The 14787-nt window shown below is 69.5% G+C and carries 14 protein-coding genes; 4 read left to right on the forward strand and 10 right to left on the reverse strand.

Translation table 11 applies throughout. From position 1 onward, the window contains the following. Genes ABL843_RS07800 through ABL843_RS07810 form a run of 3 tightly spaced genes read right to left on the reverse strand, consistent with a single transcriptional unit; the run spans position 1 to position 3131 of the window. Positions 1 to 1476: a rhomboid family intramembrane serine protease gene (locus ABL843_RS07800; protein ID WP_369659281.1), complete on the reverse strand. Its 1476-nt coding sequence runs from the start codon at positions 1474 to 1476 to the stop codon at positions 1 to 3. Between the two features lie 31 nt (positions 1477 to 1507). Continuing rightward, positions 1508 to 2905 (reverse strand): argininosuccinate lyase, encoded by a 1398-nt coding sequence (gene argH / locus ABL843_RS07805; RefSeq protein WP_418119496.1) that lies wholly within the window; start codon positions 2903 to 2905, stop codon positions 1508 to 1510. A gap of 43 nt (positions 2906 to 2948) precedes the next feature. After that, positions 2949 to 3131 (reverse strand): hypothetical protein, encoded by a 183-nt coding sequence (locus ABL843_RS07810; protein ID WP_260319190.1) that lies wholly within the window; start codon positions 3129 to 3131, stop codon positions 2949 to 2951. On the opposite strand from ABL843_RS07810, the gene ABL843_RS07815 reads away from it, so the two are divergent. Genes ABL843_RS07815 through ABL843_RS07825 form a run of 3 tightly spaced genes read left to right on the forward strand, consistent with a single transcriptional unit; the run spans position 3124 to position 6040 of the window. Next, entirely contained in the window at positions 3124 to 4044 is a 921-nt protein-coding gene (locus ABL843_RS07815; protein WP_418119497.1) for a sensor histidine kinase, read from the forward strand. The genes ABL843_RS07810 and ABL843_RS07815 overlap by 8 nt on opposite strands. Beyond that, complete coding sequence (locus ABL843_RS07820) at positions 4041 to 4790, forward strand: LytR/AlgR family response regulator transcription factor (RefSeq protein WP_126022615.1); 750 nt, start codon at positions 4041 to 4043, stop codon at positions 4788 to 4790. The genes ABL843_RS07815 and ABL843_RS07820 overlap by 4 nt, the downstream gene beginning before the upstream one ends. Next, on the forward strand, positions 4787 to 6040 hold the full coding sequence (locus ABL843_RS07825; RefSeq protein ID WP_418119498.1) for an AI-2E family transporter: 1254 nt from the start codon (positions 4787 to 4789) through the stop codon (positions 6038 to 6040). Before ABL843_RS07820 ends, ABL843_RS07825 begins: the two co-directional genes overlap by 4 nt. A gap of 15 nt (positions 6041 to 6055) precedes the next feature. Here the strand turns inward: ABL843_RS07825 and ABL843_RS07830 are convergent, their stop codons facing one another. From ABL843_RS07830 to ABL843_RS07840, 3 genes are all read right to left on the reverse strand, one after another. Then, positions 6056 to 6541: a winged helix-turn-helix transcriptional regulator gene (locus ABL843_RS07830; RefSeq protein WP_184635469.1), complete on the reverse strand. Its 486-nt coding sequence runs from the start codon at positions 6539 to 6541 to the stop codon at positions 6056 to 6058. An 89-nt stretch (positions 6542 to 6630) separates the two neighbouring features. Then, positions 6631 to 7884, reverse strand: coding sequence for an MFS transporter (locus ABL843_RS07835; protein ID WP_418119499.1), 1254 nt, complete (start codon positions 7882 to 7884; stop codon positions 6631 to 6633). Positions 7885 to 7896: 12 nt separating this feature from the next. Beyond that, entirely contained in the window at positions 7897 to 8430 is a 534-nt protein-coding gene (locus ABL843_RS07840) for an N-acetyltransferase family protein (protein ID WP_418119500.1), read from the reverse strand. Positions 8431 to 8479: 49 nt separating this feature from the next. Here ABL843_RS07840 and ABL843_RS07845 point away from each other — a divergent pair, with 49 nt between their 5' ends. After that, on the forward strand, positions 8480 to 9403 hold the full coding sequence (locus ABL843_RS07845) for a LysR family transcriptional regulator (protein ID WP_418120449.1): 924 nt from the start codon (positions 8480 to 8482) through the stop codon (positions 9401 to 9403). Positions 9404 to 9428: 25 nt separating this feature from the next. Here the strand turns inward: ABL843_RS07845 and ABL843_RS07850 are convergent, their stop codons facing one another. The 4 genes from ABL843_RS07850 to ppc all read right to left on the reverse strand — a co-directional run bounded on the left by ABL843_RS07850 (position 9429) and on the right by ppc (position 14748). Further along, on the reverse strand, positions 9429 to 10682 hold the full coding sequence (locus tag ABL843_RS07850; protein ID WP_126022621.1) for an MFS transporter: 1254 nt from the start codon (positions 10680 to 10682) through the stop codon (positions 9429 to 9431). Positions 10683 to 10863: 181 nt separating this feature from the next. After that, a complete protein-coding gene (locus ABL843_RS07855; protein ID WP_418119501.1) occupies positions 10864 to 11406 on the reverse strand; it encodes a hypothetical protein in 543 nt (180 codons plus the stop codon). A 4-nt stretch (positions 11407 to 11410) separates the two neighbouring features. Beyond that, positions 11411 to 11812, reverse strand: coding sequence for a GFA family protein (locus tag ABL843_RS07860; RefSeq protein ID WP_418119502.1), 402 nt, complete (start codon positions 11810 to 11812; stop codon positions 11411 to 11413). A gap of 92 nt (positions 11813 to 11904) precedes the next feature. Beyond that, the gene (gene ppc, locus ABL843_RS07865; protein WP_418119503.1) at positions 11905 to 14748 is read right to left on the reverse strand and encodes a phosphoenolpyruvate carboxylase; all 2844 of its coding nucleotides are present in this window, start codon (positions 14746 to 14748) and stop codon (positions 11905 to 11907) included. Between the last annotated feature and the right edge of the window lie 39 nt (positions 14749 to 14787).

Below are 14787 nucleotides of genomic sequence, written 5' to 3' on the forward strand. Positions count from 1 at the left end.
TCAGGCGTTCTGCAGCGCCCGCGTCACCATGTCGTTCGGCGCAAGGCGCAGCAGGTGCGGCAGCAGGCCGATCGCCTTGTCGCGCAGGCCCGCGTGCAGCAGGCCGTTGGCGCAGGTCGAGAGCGTGTCGGCCAGCTCGGGATGGTCGGGCGCCGTTTTCAGCAGGATGCGGCAGAGCCGGTCGGCGTCGTCGAACTGGCGGATGCGGGCGAAGCGGCGCGCGAGGCGGGCCATGTCCTCGGGCTTGAGCCGCACGCCGGGGCGGGCCTGGTCGAGGTAGGCCTGGAAGCTCGCGTGCTGCAGCGCCAGCGTGTCCTCGTCGGTGGCGGGCAGGCGGAAGATGCGACGCGCGGCCTGGTGGAAGTCGTCGCTCGCGGGCTGCAGGCGCGCGGTGTTGAACCAGGCGCGCAGCGTCTCGGCGTCGCCGGGGCGCAGGGCGGCGGCGGCGCGCCATTCGGCGCAGGCGCGGTCGAACTTCATCGCGGCGCCGTATTTGCGGGCGGCGGCCACGTGCTCGTCGAAGCGGTCGTCGTCGTTCACCATCTCCGACTTGACGGTCTCGGGCGTCTTCACGCGGCCCATCAGCATGGCACCGTACATCAGCGCGGCGCCGGTCAGCAGGCCGCCGAGGTGGGCCATGTAGGCGATGCCCTGGCCGCCCAGCCAGTGCTGCATCAGCTCGTTGGCGATCCAGGCCGGCAGCAGGAGCAGGGCCGGCGCGGTGACGTAGTTGAAATAGAAGAACAGCTGGTAGAAGAAGCGGATGCGCCGCAGGCGGTACATCACCGCGTACATGCCCATCAGCGCCGAGACGGCACCCGAGGCGCCCAGCCCGTAGGTGCCGCCGGCATAGGCCCAGCCGGCCAGCACCGAGGCGCCGACCGCGCCCAGCAGGTAGAACGCGAGGTAGGTGCCGCGCCCCAGCGCCAGCTCGACCGAGAAGCCGAAGAGGAACAGGAACAGCATGTTGCCCAGCAGGTGGCCGGTGCTGCCGTGCAGGAAGGCGTTGGTGATCCAGGTCCAGGGCCTGAATTCGGCATCCGTCGCGTAGCTCTGCGCCCACCGCTCGGTGAAGGGCGCGGGCAGCATCGACTCGTACTGCTGGCGGGCGCGCTTCCACTCGTCGTACTGCGGGTTGTCGGGCTTGATGATCTCGTCGGCGCGCAGCTTCTGCAGGAACTTGCGGTCGTTCTGCAGGCCCTCGAGAAGCTGCGGATAGGCCTCCTCGTGGCGCAGCATGCGGCGCGCGAGCTTGCCGCGCTGAGGGTCGGTCTTCTCGAGCCACTCCACGAAGGCGGGCAGCTCCAGCTGGGGCAGCGCGCTCTTCACGTAATAGGCGGCTGCGCGCTCCTGCCCTTTTTCTTCACTGCGCTGCGGCCCCCAGAACACGATCATGTTCACGAGGATCAGCAGCACCGTCATCCACGGTGGATTGCGCCAGCTCGGTTTGTTCTCGAGCGGGATGGCGTAGAACACGGCGCGGCCGCTGCTGCAGTTGCGGCCGCGCTCAGCCGAGGCGGGCGCGGTGGCGGGCGACTTGCGCCTTCACCTGCGCCGGGGCGGTGCCGCCCAGGATGTTGCGCGCGTTCAGCGAGCCGCGCAGGCTCAGCACGTCGTACACGTCCTTCTCGATGCCCGGGTTGAACTGCTGCAGCACGGCCAGCGGCAGCTCGGCCAGGTCGACCTGGTGCGAGGTGGCGGCCTTCACGGCGTGGGCCACGGTCTCGTGCGCGTCGCGGAAGGGCAGGCCCTTCTTCACGAGGTAGTCGGCCAGGTCGGTGGCGGTGGCGTAGCCGCGCAGGGTGGCGGCTTCCATGGCCTCGGGCTTCACGGTGATGCCGCCGATCATCTCGGCGAAGATGCGCAGGGTGTCCTTGAGCGTGTCGACCGTGTCGAACAGCGGCTCCTTGTCTTCCTGGTTGTCCTTGTTGTAGGCCAGCGGCTGGCCCTTCATGAGCGTGATGAGCGCCATCAGGTGGCCGACCACGCGGCCGGTCTTGCCGCGCGCCAGCTCGGGCACGTCGGGGTTCTTCTTCTGCGGCATGATCGACGAGCCGGTGGTGAAGCGGTCGGCGATCCTGATGAAGCCGAAGTTCTGGCTCATCCAGAGAATGAGCTCCTCGCTCATGCGGCTCACGTGCACCATGCACAGGCTGGCGGCGGAGGTGAATTCGATGGCGAAGTCGCGGTCGCTCACCGCGTCCAGGCTGTTCTGGCAGACGCCGTCCATGCCCAGGGTCCTGGCGACCAGCTCGCGGTCCAGCGGGTAGCTGGTGCCGGCCAGCGCGGCGGCGCCCAGCGGCAGCCGATTGACGCGCCTGCGGACCTCGCTCATGCGCTCCGCGTCGCGGCTGAACATTTCCACGTAGGCAAGCATGTGGTGGCCGAAGCTCACCGGCTGCGCCACCTGCAGGTGGGTGAAGCCCGGCAGGATGACGTCGACGTTCTTCTCGGCGATGTCCACCAGCGCCTTCTGCAGCTCGACCAGCAGGTCGCCGATCAGGTCGATCTCGCCGCGCAGCCACAGGCGCACGTCGGTGGCGACCTGGTCGTTGCGGCTGCGGCCGGTGTGCAGGCGCTTGCCGGCGTCGCCGACCAGCTGGGTCAGGCGCGCCTCGATGTTCAGGTGCACGTCTTCCAGGTCGAGCTTCCACTCGAAGGCGCCGGATTCGATCTCGGAACGGATCTGCGCCATCCCGCGTTCGATGGCGGCGTGGTCCTGCACGCTGATGATGCCCTGTGCCGCCAGCATGCCGGCATGTGCCAGCGAGCCCTGGATGTCGGCCTGCCACAGGCGCTTGTCGAAGAAGACGCTGGAGGTGTAGCGCTTCACGAGGTCGCTCATCGGTTCGGAGAAAAGGGCCGACCAGGCTTCGGATTTCTTGTCGAGTTGGTTTTGGGTCATGGGAGCCGTCCTGGAGGCAATAATGGGTTGGTTACCCGATGGATCAGATGTCTGCGATGCGCAACCCGGCGATTTTATCGGCCAGCTCTTCACCCACGCCCCCGCCGTCGTCGGAAAGGGCGCGCGCGGCCGCGTCGTCCGCGCGCGGCGGCCCGTCGATCTTCGACGCCTGCCAGATCGGCGTGGTGCTGCGCACGGTGGTGTTCGTCGAGGCGGTGGTGGCCATCGCAGCCCTTTTCGTGGTGTCCACGCCCGGCGAATGGCTGGTGCAGACCGCCACCATCACCGGCGGGGCGCTGCCCGCCACGCTGCTGTGGCTGGTGAGCGCCTGCGGCCTCAAGAAGCCGCTGCGGCGGCTGCCGAAGCACTGGCAGTACACGGCCGGCGCGCTGCTCGGCGCGCTGTCGGCAACCTACGGCTGCGGCCTGCTGCGCCTGACGGGCGTGCTGGCCAGCGCGCCATGGCTCGCCAGCGCGCTCACGGGTGCCCTGTTCGCGGGGCTGGTGATGGCGGCGATGGTGCTGCGCGCCCGGGGCCAGACGCCGGCAGCCACCACGGCGCGGCTGGAGGAGCTGCAGTCGCGCATCCGCCCGCACTTTCTTTTCAACACCCTCAACAGCGCCATCGCACTGGTGCGCGAGGAGCCGGCCAAGGCCGAAACCATGCTCGAGGACCTGGCCGAGCTGTTCCGCCAGGCGCTGGCCGACCCCGGCGAATCGGGCACGCTGGCCGACGAGATCGCGCTGGCCGAGCGCTACCTCGCCATCGAGCAGGTGCGCTTCGGCGACCGCCTGCGCATCCGCTGGGACCTGGACGCCGCCGCCAGCAACGCGCGCCTGCCGCCGCTGCTGCTGCAGCCGCTGGTCGAGAACGCCATCAAGCACGGCGTGGAGCCCAGCCCGGAGGGCGCCAGGCTGCGCATCCGCACCGAGCGGCGCGGCAGCATGGTGGTGATCGAAGTGGTCAACAGCCTTCCGCCGCTGCGCTGGGCCGACGAGCCGCTGCCGCGCGGCCACGGCATCGCGCTGGCCAACGTGCGCGACCGGCTGCGGCTGCTGCACGACATGCAGATGCAGTTCAGCGCCGGGATGGACCAGAAAAGCTACAGAGTACGCATAGCCATTCCCGCCGAATCATGACCCTCAAGACACTCATCGTCGACGACGAAGCCCTGGCGCGCTCGCGCATGCGCACGCTGCTGCGCGACTGCACCTCGCCCGGCGCCGAAGTGGTGGCCGAAGCCTCGCAGGGCGCCGAGGCGCTGCAGCAGCTGGGCACGCTGGCGCTCGACCTGGTGCTGCTCGACGTGCACATGCCCGGCGTCGACGGCATCGAGGTGGCGCGCGCGCTGCGCAGCCGCTCCAACGCGCCTGCCGTGGTGTTCGTGACCGCCCACGCCGCCCATGCGGTGACGGCCTTCGACCTCGAGGCCGTCGACTACCTCACCAAGCCCGTGCGCGCCGAGCGGCTGCAGCAGGCGCTGCAGAAGGTCGAGCGCTTCCTGAAGGAGCGCCGCGCGCTGCAGCAGGCCCAGGCCGCACCCGAGACGGTGCTGATCCAGGACCGGGGCCGTGCGGAGCGGGTGCCGCTGTCGGAGGTGCTCTACCTCAAGTCCGAATACAAGTACCTCACGGTGCGCACCGCCACGCGCAGCCACATCCTCGACGGCTCGCTCAACGAGTTCGAGGAGCGCTATCCGCAGCGCTTCCTGCGCGTGCACCGCAACGCGCTGGTCGCGCGCTCGGCGATACGCGCGCTGGAGAAATACGACGACGGCGAGGACGCCGAGGGCTGGGCCCTGCGGCTGGATTCCATTCCCGAGCCCGTGGCCGTGTCGCGCCGGCAGCTCGCGGCGGTGCGCGAGGTGCTGAAGGAAACGCGATGAGCGACGACAAGTCCATGGTGGCGGAAGCTCCGCCGCCGACCGAGCCGGTTGCCGAACCTCCGCAGCCGGTGGCGGCCGAGCCGGCCCCCGGGCCGGAACCTGAACCGCCTGCACCCGCCCCCGAGCCGCCCGCCCCGGCGCGCGAGCGCCTGCTGCTGCACATGCCCGTCGACGTGCGCAGCGCCTCGCTGGTGGTGCTCGCGGTACTGGCCAGCGTGTTCGCGCTGCAGTGGGGGCAGGCCGTCTTCATTCCGCTGATGCTGAGCCTGCTGCTGACCTATGCGCTGTCGCCGCTGGTCGAGCTGCTGCATCGCTGGAAGCTGCCACGCTGGATCGGTGCGGGGCTGATCCTCATGGGCCTCTTCGGCGGCCTGGGCTATACCGGCTATTCGCTCTCGGGCAGCGCCACGCAGCTGCTCGACTCGCTGCCCGTGGCCGCGCAGAAGCTGGGCCAGGCCATCCGCCGCGACCGGGGCGCCAGCGCCACGCCGCTGGACAACGTGCAGCAGGCGGCGGCGCAGCTCGAGAAGGCGGCCGAGGAGAACTCGGCCCGCGTCGCTTCGCGCAAGGGCGTGGCACGCGTCATCATCGAACGGCCCAGCTTCAACGTGCGCGACTACCTGCTCAGCGGCACCGTCGGACTGCTCAGCGCAATGGGGCAGTTCACGCTGGTGGCCTTCCTGACCTACTTCGCGCTGTGCTCGGGCGACACCTTCAGGCGCAAGCTCATCAAGATCACCGGCTCGAGCCTGCAGAAGAAGAAGGTGACGGTGCACGTGCTGGACGACATCACGCGCAACATCGAGCGCTACCTGCTCGTGCAGATCCTGGTGAGCGCCATCGTCGGCGTGGCCACGGGCCTCGCGTTCTGGGCCGTCGGCATGGAGAACGCGGCCGTGTGGGGAATCATCGCGGCCGTCACCAACCTCATTCCCTACATCGGTTCGGTGATCGTGCTGGCGGCCGCGGGGCTGGTGGCCTTCCTGCAGTTCAACAGCCTGCAGATGGGCATCGTGGTGGCAGGCATGTCGCTGGGCATCCACACCGTCATCGGCAACCTGCTGATGCCCTGGCTCACCAGCCGCACCAGCCGCATGAACCCGGTGGCGGTGTTCGTGGGCGTGATCTTCTGGGGCTGGCTCTGGGGCATCTGGGGCCTGCTGCTGGGCATTCCGATCACGATGGTGATCAAGTCGATCTGCGACCGGGTGGAGGACCTGCAGCCGATCGGGGAGCTGCTGGGCGAGTAGCCCGCGCGCGCCGCGCTATGAGGTCGCGCTTCGCGACTTCGCAGCCCGGGCGGTCGCGGGAAGCTTCTTCACGAAGGTCGCGGCCGGATCGAGCGGCTTTCCATCGCGCGTTCGCAACTCGATCTTCGGCACCGGCTTGCCGCTGTCGCGCTCGACGAGCACCGAGTGCGGCTCGCCCTTCGCGTACAGGTGCGCCTCGCCCCAGTGCCGCAGGCCGACCACCACGGGGAACAGGCCCTTGCCCTTGGGCGTGAGCACGTATTCCTGGTAGGCAGTTCCGTCGGAGGCGGGTACGAGCTCGAGCACGCCTTCCTGCACCAGGTTCTTCAACCGGTCCGACAGGATGTTCCTGGCGACGCCCAGGCTCTGCTGGAATTCGCCGAAGCGCTTCATCCCGTCGAAGGCATCGCGGATCACGAGCAGCGACCACTGGTCGCCGACGATGTCGAGCGCGCGTGCCATCGGGCATGCATCGGCCTTGAGGCTTTTTCGTTGGGCCATGAGGAGCGTTTCTTTCCGGATCGGGTCTGGCTGGGCCGGCGATTGCCGGCATCAGTTTTATTTTAAAACCCGAGGCGCAGGACGCGCGTTCAGCGCGCCGCCATGTGCGCCCGATGCAGCCGCGAGAAGCGCGCGATCATCAGCGGCCCCAGCAGCGCGCCCAGCCCGGCCGAACTCCATGCCGCCACCCACGCATGCATGCTGCCGATGCCGAAGCTGGCCTGTCCCCAGTCGAGCGCGAGGCCGAACACCCACGGGCTGAGCGCGCCCGCGCCGAATCCCATCACCGAGCGCACCGAGAAGGCCACGCCCAGCCGGTGCGGCGCCACCACGTCGGCCAGCGCGGTCGAGTAGACCGACGAGTCCGCGATGGCCAGCAGGTTGTAGACGGCCGCTGCCGCCGCGAGCAGCCACAGCGGCCAGCTCCACATCCAGCCGAAGGCGAAGGACATGCAAAGGCTCGCGACGGTGGCGATCATCATCACCCGGGCGCGGCCCAGCCTGTCGGAAGCCGCGCCGCCCGCGATGCTGCCGAACACGCTCACCAGATGGGCCAGCGCCGCCAGCGCGATGCCGGCGCCTTGCCACGACGAGGCCACGCCCGAAGAGGCGACCAGATACGCCGGCAGCCATGCCCAGAGCGCCATCAGTTCCCAGCAGTGGAAAGCGTAGGCCCAGTTGCCGGCCATCGCGGGCTTGTCGCGCACCGTGGCTGCCAGGGCGTGCAGGGTGCCTTCGCGGATCGCACCGGGTGCGGGGGGCGAGGGCAGCCGCATGCGGCGCAGCGCCGGCGCCGTGAGCACCGCGCCAGCCACCGTGCAGACCGCAGCGGCCAGCAGCCCCAGCCGCCACTGATGCAGATGGCTCAACGCCGCCGCCACCGCGAGCGAGAGTGCGTAGCCCATCGACGACGATCCGATGAAGAGCCCCATCGCGCGCCCGCGCACGGCGGGCTCGGTGTTGTGCGCCAGCAGCTGCAGGCCCGGCGTGTACGAGGCGCCCGCGCACAGTCCGGCCAGGCCGTAGAGCAGCATGGCCGAGATATGGTCGCGTGCGAAGAGCGCAAAGGCGAGCGCAGCCGCCGCGCTCACCGCGCTGCCCGTGAAGAAGATACGCTGCGGCCCGTAGCGGTCGGCCAGCAGGCCCACGGCGAACAGCGAGCTCATGTAGCCCACGTGCCAGGCGCTCTGGATCGAGCCGGCCTGCGCGGCCGTCATGTGCCAGTCGGCCATCGCGAAGGGCAGCACGCCGGAGTAGGCGGTGACGATCATCGATTGCAGCAGCCGGCTCGCGCACAGCAGCGCCAGCCAGCCGCGCGCGGGGCCGGCGGTGTTGCCCGACATGACGACGCAGCCTCAGCGCAGGGCGCGCTGCATCAGCACGGTGTCCACCCAGCGGCCGAACTTGAAGCCGATGTCGCGCAGCACGCCGACCTGCGCGAAGCCCAGGCTTTCATGCAGCCGCAGCGAGCCCGCGTTGGCGCTGTTACCCACGCAGGCGACCATCTGCGTGAAGCCGGCTTCGGTGCAGCGCCGGACCACATCGCGCAGCAGCGCCTTGCCGATGCCGTGGCCGTGCATGCCCTGCGCGACGTAGACCGAGTCTTCCACCGAATGCCGGTAGGCAGAGCGGGCGCGGTAGGCGGTGGCGTAGGCATAGCCGGCGACCTCGCCATCGAGCATCGCCACCAGGTAGGGCATGCCGCGCGCGATCACGTCGGCGCGGCGCTGCTGCATCTGGTCGACGGAGGGCACTTCCTCCTCGAAGGAGCACAGGTCGTGCAGCACGTAGTGGCTGTAGATGGACTGCACGGCCGCCATGTGATGCGGCATGGCGTCAAGGATCTCGACCGTGGCGGAAGCGAGCGGAGCAGGGGATGGCGATGACATGGCCCCGATCTTGACGATGCGCCATCGATAAGTGAAGCTTCGTCTGCCTATGCAGGGCATGAGAAAAACTTTGGATAAATCGCTCAACCTCGACCAGCTCCGGTCCTTCGCGCTCGTCATCGAAACCGGCAGCTTCTCGGCCGCGGCAGACAGGCTGGGCCTTTCGCAGCCGGCTGTGAGCCTGCAGATCCGCCAGCTCGAACGCCGGCTGGCGGTGCGCCTGGTGGAGCGCGTCGGCAAGCGCGCGCAGGCCACGCCGGCGGGCATGGAGCTGCTGCGCCACGCGCAGAACATCGAGACCGCGGTGGAGAACGCCATCGACGCGCTCGCCGATCACGCCAGCGGCATCGCGGGCCGCGTACGGCTGGGCACGGGTGCGACGGCCTGCCTGCATTTCCTGCCTTCTGTGCTGCGCGGGCTGCGTGAGCGCTTTCCCGAACTCGGCGTGGTGGTCAGCACCGGCAACACAGAAGACCAGGCGCGCAAGGTGGAAGAAAACAGCCTCGATCTCGCGCTGGTCACGCTGCCCGTGGCCGGGCGCTCGCTGGCGGTGATGCCGGTGCTCGACGACGAGTTCGTCGCCATCGGCCGGCAGGACCTCGCACCGCTGAAGTCGAAGGTCGCGCCGGGCGATCTGGCCGGCCTGCCGCTGGTGCTGTTCGAGCCCGCGGCCAACACCCGCAAGCTGGTCGACCGCTGGTTCGCCGCCGAGGGCCTGCAGCCGCAGCCGGTGATGGAGCTGGGCAGCGTGGAGGCGATGAAGGAGATGGTGGCCGCGGGGCTGGGCTATGCCATCGTGCCCGGCATGGCGATGACAGGGCGCGGCGCGCACCCGGAGCTCAAGACCAGCCGGCTGAACCCCCGCATGCATCGCGGGCTGGCCATCGTGGTCCGGCGCGACAAGCCTGTCAGCAAGGCCCTGCGCGTAGTGCTGGATGCGATCGTGGCGGCCGGGAAGCCCGGCCGCCACTGAACGATTGCGGAGTTGCCGCTTGTGCTTACTCGGGCACGGCGGCCAGCGAGGCACCGCCGCGCGCGCGGCCCAGCGTGCCGACGATCAGCGCCGCGATAAGCACGAGCACGCCGCTGAGCACCATCGCGCTGGAGATGCCGAAGCTGTCGACCGTCACGCCGCCGATCAGCGCGCCGGAGGCGATCGCCACCTGGAAGCCGCTCACCAGCAGGGCCTGGCCGGCCTCGGGTGCGTCGGGCACGGCTTCCATCATCCAGCCGGTGAGCGCGACCGGGATCAGGCCGAAGGCCACGCCCCAGATCACGACCACCACCGCGCCGGGCACGAAGCCGGAGCCGATCACCGTCGTCAGCAGCAGGGCGGTGGCCAGCATCAGCGCCGCCAGCAGGGTGGTGCCGCGCACGCTGCGCGCCACCAGGCTGCCGCCGAGGAAGGTGCCGATGAAGCCCACCGCGCCGTACACCAGCAGCAGCGTCGACACCGAGTTGGGCGCGAGGCCGAACACCTGCTGCAGCAGCGGCTTCAGGTAGGTGTAGGCCGCGAAGTGGCCGGCGATGAAGAACAGCACCGCGAGCAGGCCGACCTGCGCCATGCGGCGCGTGAGCGGCGTGAGCAGGTCGCGCGCGCCGATGGCGCGCACCGGCGGGATCGAAGGCAGCAACCACAGCTGCACCACCAGCACGGCGGCCGCGAGCGCGCCCGTCACGGCGAACGATGCACGCCAGCCGAACAGCGTGCCGAGGAAGGAGCCGGCCGGCACGCCGAGCACGGTGGCGGCCGACACGCCGGCCAGCACGATCGACATGGCGCGAGCCTGCGAGGCATGCGGCACCAGCTGCGTGGCGGCGGCGGGCGCGAAGGTCCAGAAGCCGCCCACGCACAGGCCGAGCAGCAGGCGTGCCACCAGCATGGTGGCGAAGTTGGGCGCGAAGGCCGCGAGCAGGTTCGATGCGATCAGCAAGGTGGTGAGCGCGATCAGCACCGTGCGGCGGTCGAGCTTGCCCGAAGCGACGATGAGCGCCGGCCCGGCGAAGGCGGCGAGCACGCCGGGCATGGTGACCATGAGTCCGGCCGTGCCGTCGGACACGTTGAGGCCGCGCGCGATGTCGGTGAGAAGGCCGATGGGCATGAACTCCGTCGAGACCATCGCGAAGGTGCCGACGGCGATGGAGCCGACGGCGAGCCATGCGGAGCGCGAGGCCGGAACGTGTGCTGCCGCGGCCTGCACCGGTGCTCCGAGTTCGTCGATGCACGGGTTGCTGCTGGGTGAATTCATCATGATGGGAAGCTGTCCTTTGGAGCGTCGGCGGCGGCGCGCGCACCGATGCCGTTGAAGAGGCATGGAGTGTGCGAGCCGTCGCGCTTGCGACAAAGGTGCCGCGCGGCAGCAGACAGTTTCCCGGGGATGAACAATGGGCCCTTTTGATGGCTATCGCCATCCATGGGGCCTCTGCAGCGGCCTAGCTGAGCGCGGGTCGCAATTGCAGTATTCGGCCATCGGCGACGAAGGAATCGCCGATCAGTACGCGAAAGGTTGTACCGGGCTGGAAGCGGGGCAGCGCGACGGCGGGCGAGAGGAACTCGACTTCGAGCGCGGCGGGCTTGCCGCGCTCCAGCGCATCGCCCGCCGGCACCATCCAGCGCGCCGAGAAGCCTTCCTTGTCGAGCACCAGCGCGCAGCGGTATTCGCCCGGCGCGATGGGCGTGTCCTGCGAGGGCAGGGCGGGCTTGCGGAAAGTGATCTCCGCGAGCGCACCGGGCGTGAACGCACCCAGCGCATCGAAGCCCGGCGGTGCTGCGGCAGGCGCACGGCGCGGCCACTTGCCGATCAGCCAGGCGATCACGTTGCCGATGATCGGCACCCACAGCACCATCAGGAGCGTCGCGATGTCGCGCGTGGTCGAGCCCGGCGCCGCGTAGTTCCGCACCACCGCGCCGCCCACCGCCACGCACAGAAGGATGGCGACGATGAGCCTGCGGCGGGAGCCGATCTTCGTGCTCATGCGCTCATGTCTTCGCCGGCGGTGCTTCGGGGAACGACGGAATTTCCGTCGTGTGGTCGAGCCACGGCACCTCGTGCGAAGTCCAGATGTGCGAGGCGGGGCGCTGGCCCGGGTCGTCGTCGAGCGAGCCCAGGCGCAGGATGACCTGGGGCTTGTCCACCCACTCGGCCACGAGGTGCGTGCCGCAGCGGGTGCAGAAGTGGCGCAGCTTGCCGGGCGTCGATTCGAAGGAGCCGATGGCTTCCTCGCCCGCGGTCCAGCGGAAGTCTGCGCGGTCGACGCGACCGGTCGTGGTGAACGCGGCGCTGTGCGCCTTGCGGCAGGTCGCACAGTGGCAGTGGACGATGGGGCCGGCGAGGCGCGCGGCTTCGTACCGGACGGTGCCGCAGAGGCAGGAGCCTTTCATGGCGTTCTCTTTCGGTGGATAGGGCTGCGAGTCTATGCGCGCTGCAAACGACGACGGGCCCCGAAGGGCCCGTCCCGGCTCGCGCGGTGGCGTCAGCCCGTGTTGCGCAGGCCCGCCGCCACCCCGTTGATCGAGATGTGGATGCCGCGCTGCAGCCGCTCGCCGCCGTCGCCCGCGCGGTAACGCCGCATCAGCTCGACCTGCAGGTGGTGAAGCGGGTCGATGTACGGGAAGCGGTGTCGCACCGAGCGCTGCATCTCGGCGTTGCCTTCGAGCCGCTGCTTCGCGCCGGTGATGAGCGTGAGCGCATCGGAGGTGCGGTGCCATTCGGCGTCGATCATCGAGAACACCTTCTGCCGCAGCTTGCGGTCGGTGACCAGCTCGGCGTAGCGCGAGGCCAGCGCGAGGTCGCTCTTGGCGAGCACCATGTCCATGTTCGACAGCAGCGTGCGGAAGAAGGGCCACTGCGCGTACATGCGCTGCAGCAGCGCCTGGCGCTCCTTGCGGCCCGCCGCGTTGCCGGCGGCGGCCAGGAACTGCTCCACGCCCGAGCCGAAGCCGAACCAGCCCGGAATGGTGAGGCGGCACTGGCCCCAGCTGAAGCTCCACGGCACCGCGCGCAGGTCGTCGATTTTGTGGCTGGGGTTGCGCGACGCGGGGCGCGAGCCGATGTTGAGCTCGGCGATCTCGCGGATCGGCGTGGAGCCGAAGAAGTAGTCGCCGAAGCCCGGGGTTTCGTATACCAGCTTGCGGTAGGCCGCCATGCTCGCGGCTGAGAGTTCGCTCGCGGCCGAGAGGAAATTGGCAGGCGCCGACTTGCCCTGCGGCAGCAGCGTGGCCTCGAGCGTGGCGGCCACCAGCGTCTCGAGGTTGCGCCGGCCGATCTCGCGGTTGGCGTACTTGGAGCCGATGACTTCGCCCTGCTCGGTCAGCCGGATCTGGCCGCGCACCGTGCCCGGCGGCTGCGCGAGGATGGCCTGGTAGCTCGGGCCGCCGCCGCGCCCCACCGTGCCGCCTCGGCCGTGGAACATGCGCAGGCGGATGGGGTTGGCCTTCTTCCTGTTCAGCTCGTCGAAGAGCGACACCAGCGCGATGCCCGCGCGGTACAGCTCCCAGTTGCTGGTGAAGATGCCGCCGTCCTTGTTGCTGTCGGAGTAGCCCAGCATCACGTCCTGCTCGGCGCCCGAGCGTTCGATGAGCGCCTGGATGTTCGGCAGCGCATAGAAGGCGCGCACGATGGGCGCGGCGTTGCGCAGGTCTTCGATGGTTTCGAACAGCGGCACCACGATCAGGTCGCAGGTGGCCTTGCCGTCCATCGCGCCGCGCAGCAGGCCCGCTTCCTTCTGCAGCAGCAGGGCTTCGAGCAGGTCGCTCACCGTTTCGGTGTGGCTGATGATGTAGTGGCGGATGGCGGCGGTGCCGTAGCGCGCACGCGCGATGCGCGCGGCTGAGAAGATGGCCAGCTCGCTCCTGGCGAGCGGCGAGTAGTCGGCGTCGGGCACGCGCAGCGGCCGCGCGTCGTCGAGCAGCTTCAGCAGCAGCGTCTGCTTGGCTTCCTCGGCCAGCGACGCATACGAAGGCTCGATGCGCGCGGTGGCCAGCAGCTCGGCGATCACGGCCTCGTGCTTGTCGGAACTCTGGCGCAGGTCGACGGTTGCCAGGTGGAAGCCGAACACCTCCACCGCGCGGATCAGCGGCAGCAGGCGCGGCGCGGCGAGCACGCTGCCGTGCTTTTCCTCCAGCGATTCGGCGATGGTGCGCAGGTCGGCCAGGAACTCCTCGGCGCTCTTGTACGGGTTCTGCGGCGCGACGGCGTGGCGAGCTGCCTCGCCGCCGGTCAGCTCACGCAGCGTGGCCGCCAGGCGCGCATACACGCCGGTGAGGGCGCGGCGATAGGGCTCGTCCTTGCGGTGCTCGCTGGTGTCGGGCGAGCGCTCTGCGAGTGCCTGCATTTCCACCGACACGTCGACCAGCGTGGCCGACAGCGACAGCTCGCCGCCGAGGTAGTGCACCTCGGTGAGGTAGTAGCGCAGCGCCAGCTCGCACTGGCGGCTCAGCGCGTATTCGAGCGTCTCGGCCGTGACGTTGGGGTTGCCGTCGCGGTCGCCGCCGATCCACTGGCCCATGCGCAGGAAGGGCGCCACCGACGGCGCCTGGCCGCCCTGGGCCAGCGCCTTCTCAAGGTCGGCGTACACGCGCGGGATCTCGCGCAGGAAGGTGGCTTCGTAGTAGCTCAGCGCGTTCTCGATCTCGTCGGCCACGGTGAGCTTGGAAAAACGCAGGATGCGCGTCTGCCAGATCTGCGTGACGCGGATGCGCATCTGCGTTTCGTTCTCCGCGAACTCGATGGGCGTGAGCGCGTCCTTGGCCGCCGCATAGGCGTTCTGGCGCAGCCTGATCTCGTCGCGCACCGTCAGCAGCTGCGCGATGGCGCGTTCGGCATCGAGGATGCTCTTGCGCTGCACTTCGGTGGGGTGCGCGGTGAGCACCGGCGAGACATAGCTGTGTGCCAGCGAGGCGACGATCTCGTCGGGCTTCACGCCGGCCTTGCGGATGCGCGCGAGCGCGGTCTGCAGGTCGCCCTCGACGCTCTCGCCGGCGCGCTCGGTCTCGGTGCGGCGGCGGATCTGGTGGCGGTCTTCGGCAAGATTGGCCAGGTGGCTGAAGTAGGTGAAGGCGCGGATCACGCGCACCGTCTCGGCGGCGCTCAGCCCCTTGAGCAGGTTCTTCAGCGCCCGGTCGGCCGCCTGGTCCGCATCGCGGCGGAAAGCCACGGAGAGAGTGCGGATCTTCTCGACCAGTGCATATGTCTCTTCTCCCTCCTGCTCCCGGATCACGTCGCCGAGGATCCGGCCCAACAGCCGGATGTCTTCGATCAGAGGCTGGTCTTCGGCCTGGCGGCGCTTGGGCGGAGCAGGTGTCTTGCTGGCTTTCATTCGATGTTTGTCCTGGACTTCTTGAATGGAGTGCCGTCT

The sequence above is a fragment of the Variovorax sp. 350MFTsu5.1 genome (assembly GCF_048302515.1).
Lineage (GTDB): Bacteria > Pseudomonadota > Gammaproteobacteria > Burkholderiales > Burkholderiaceae_C > Variovorax > Variovorax guangxiensis.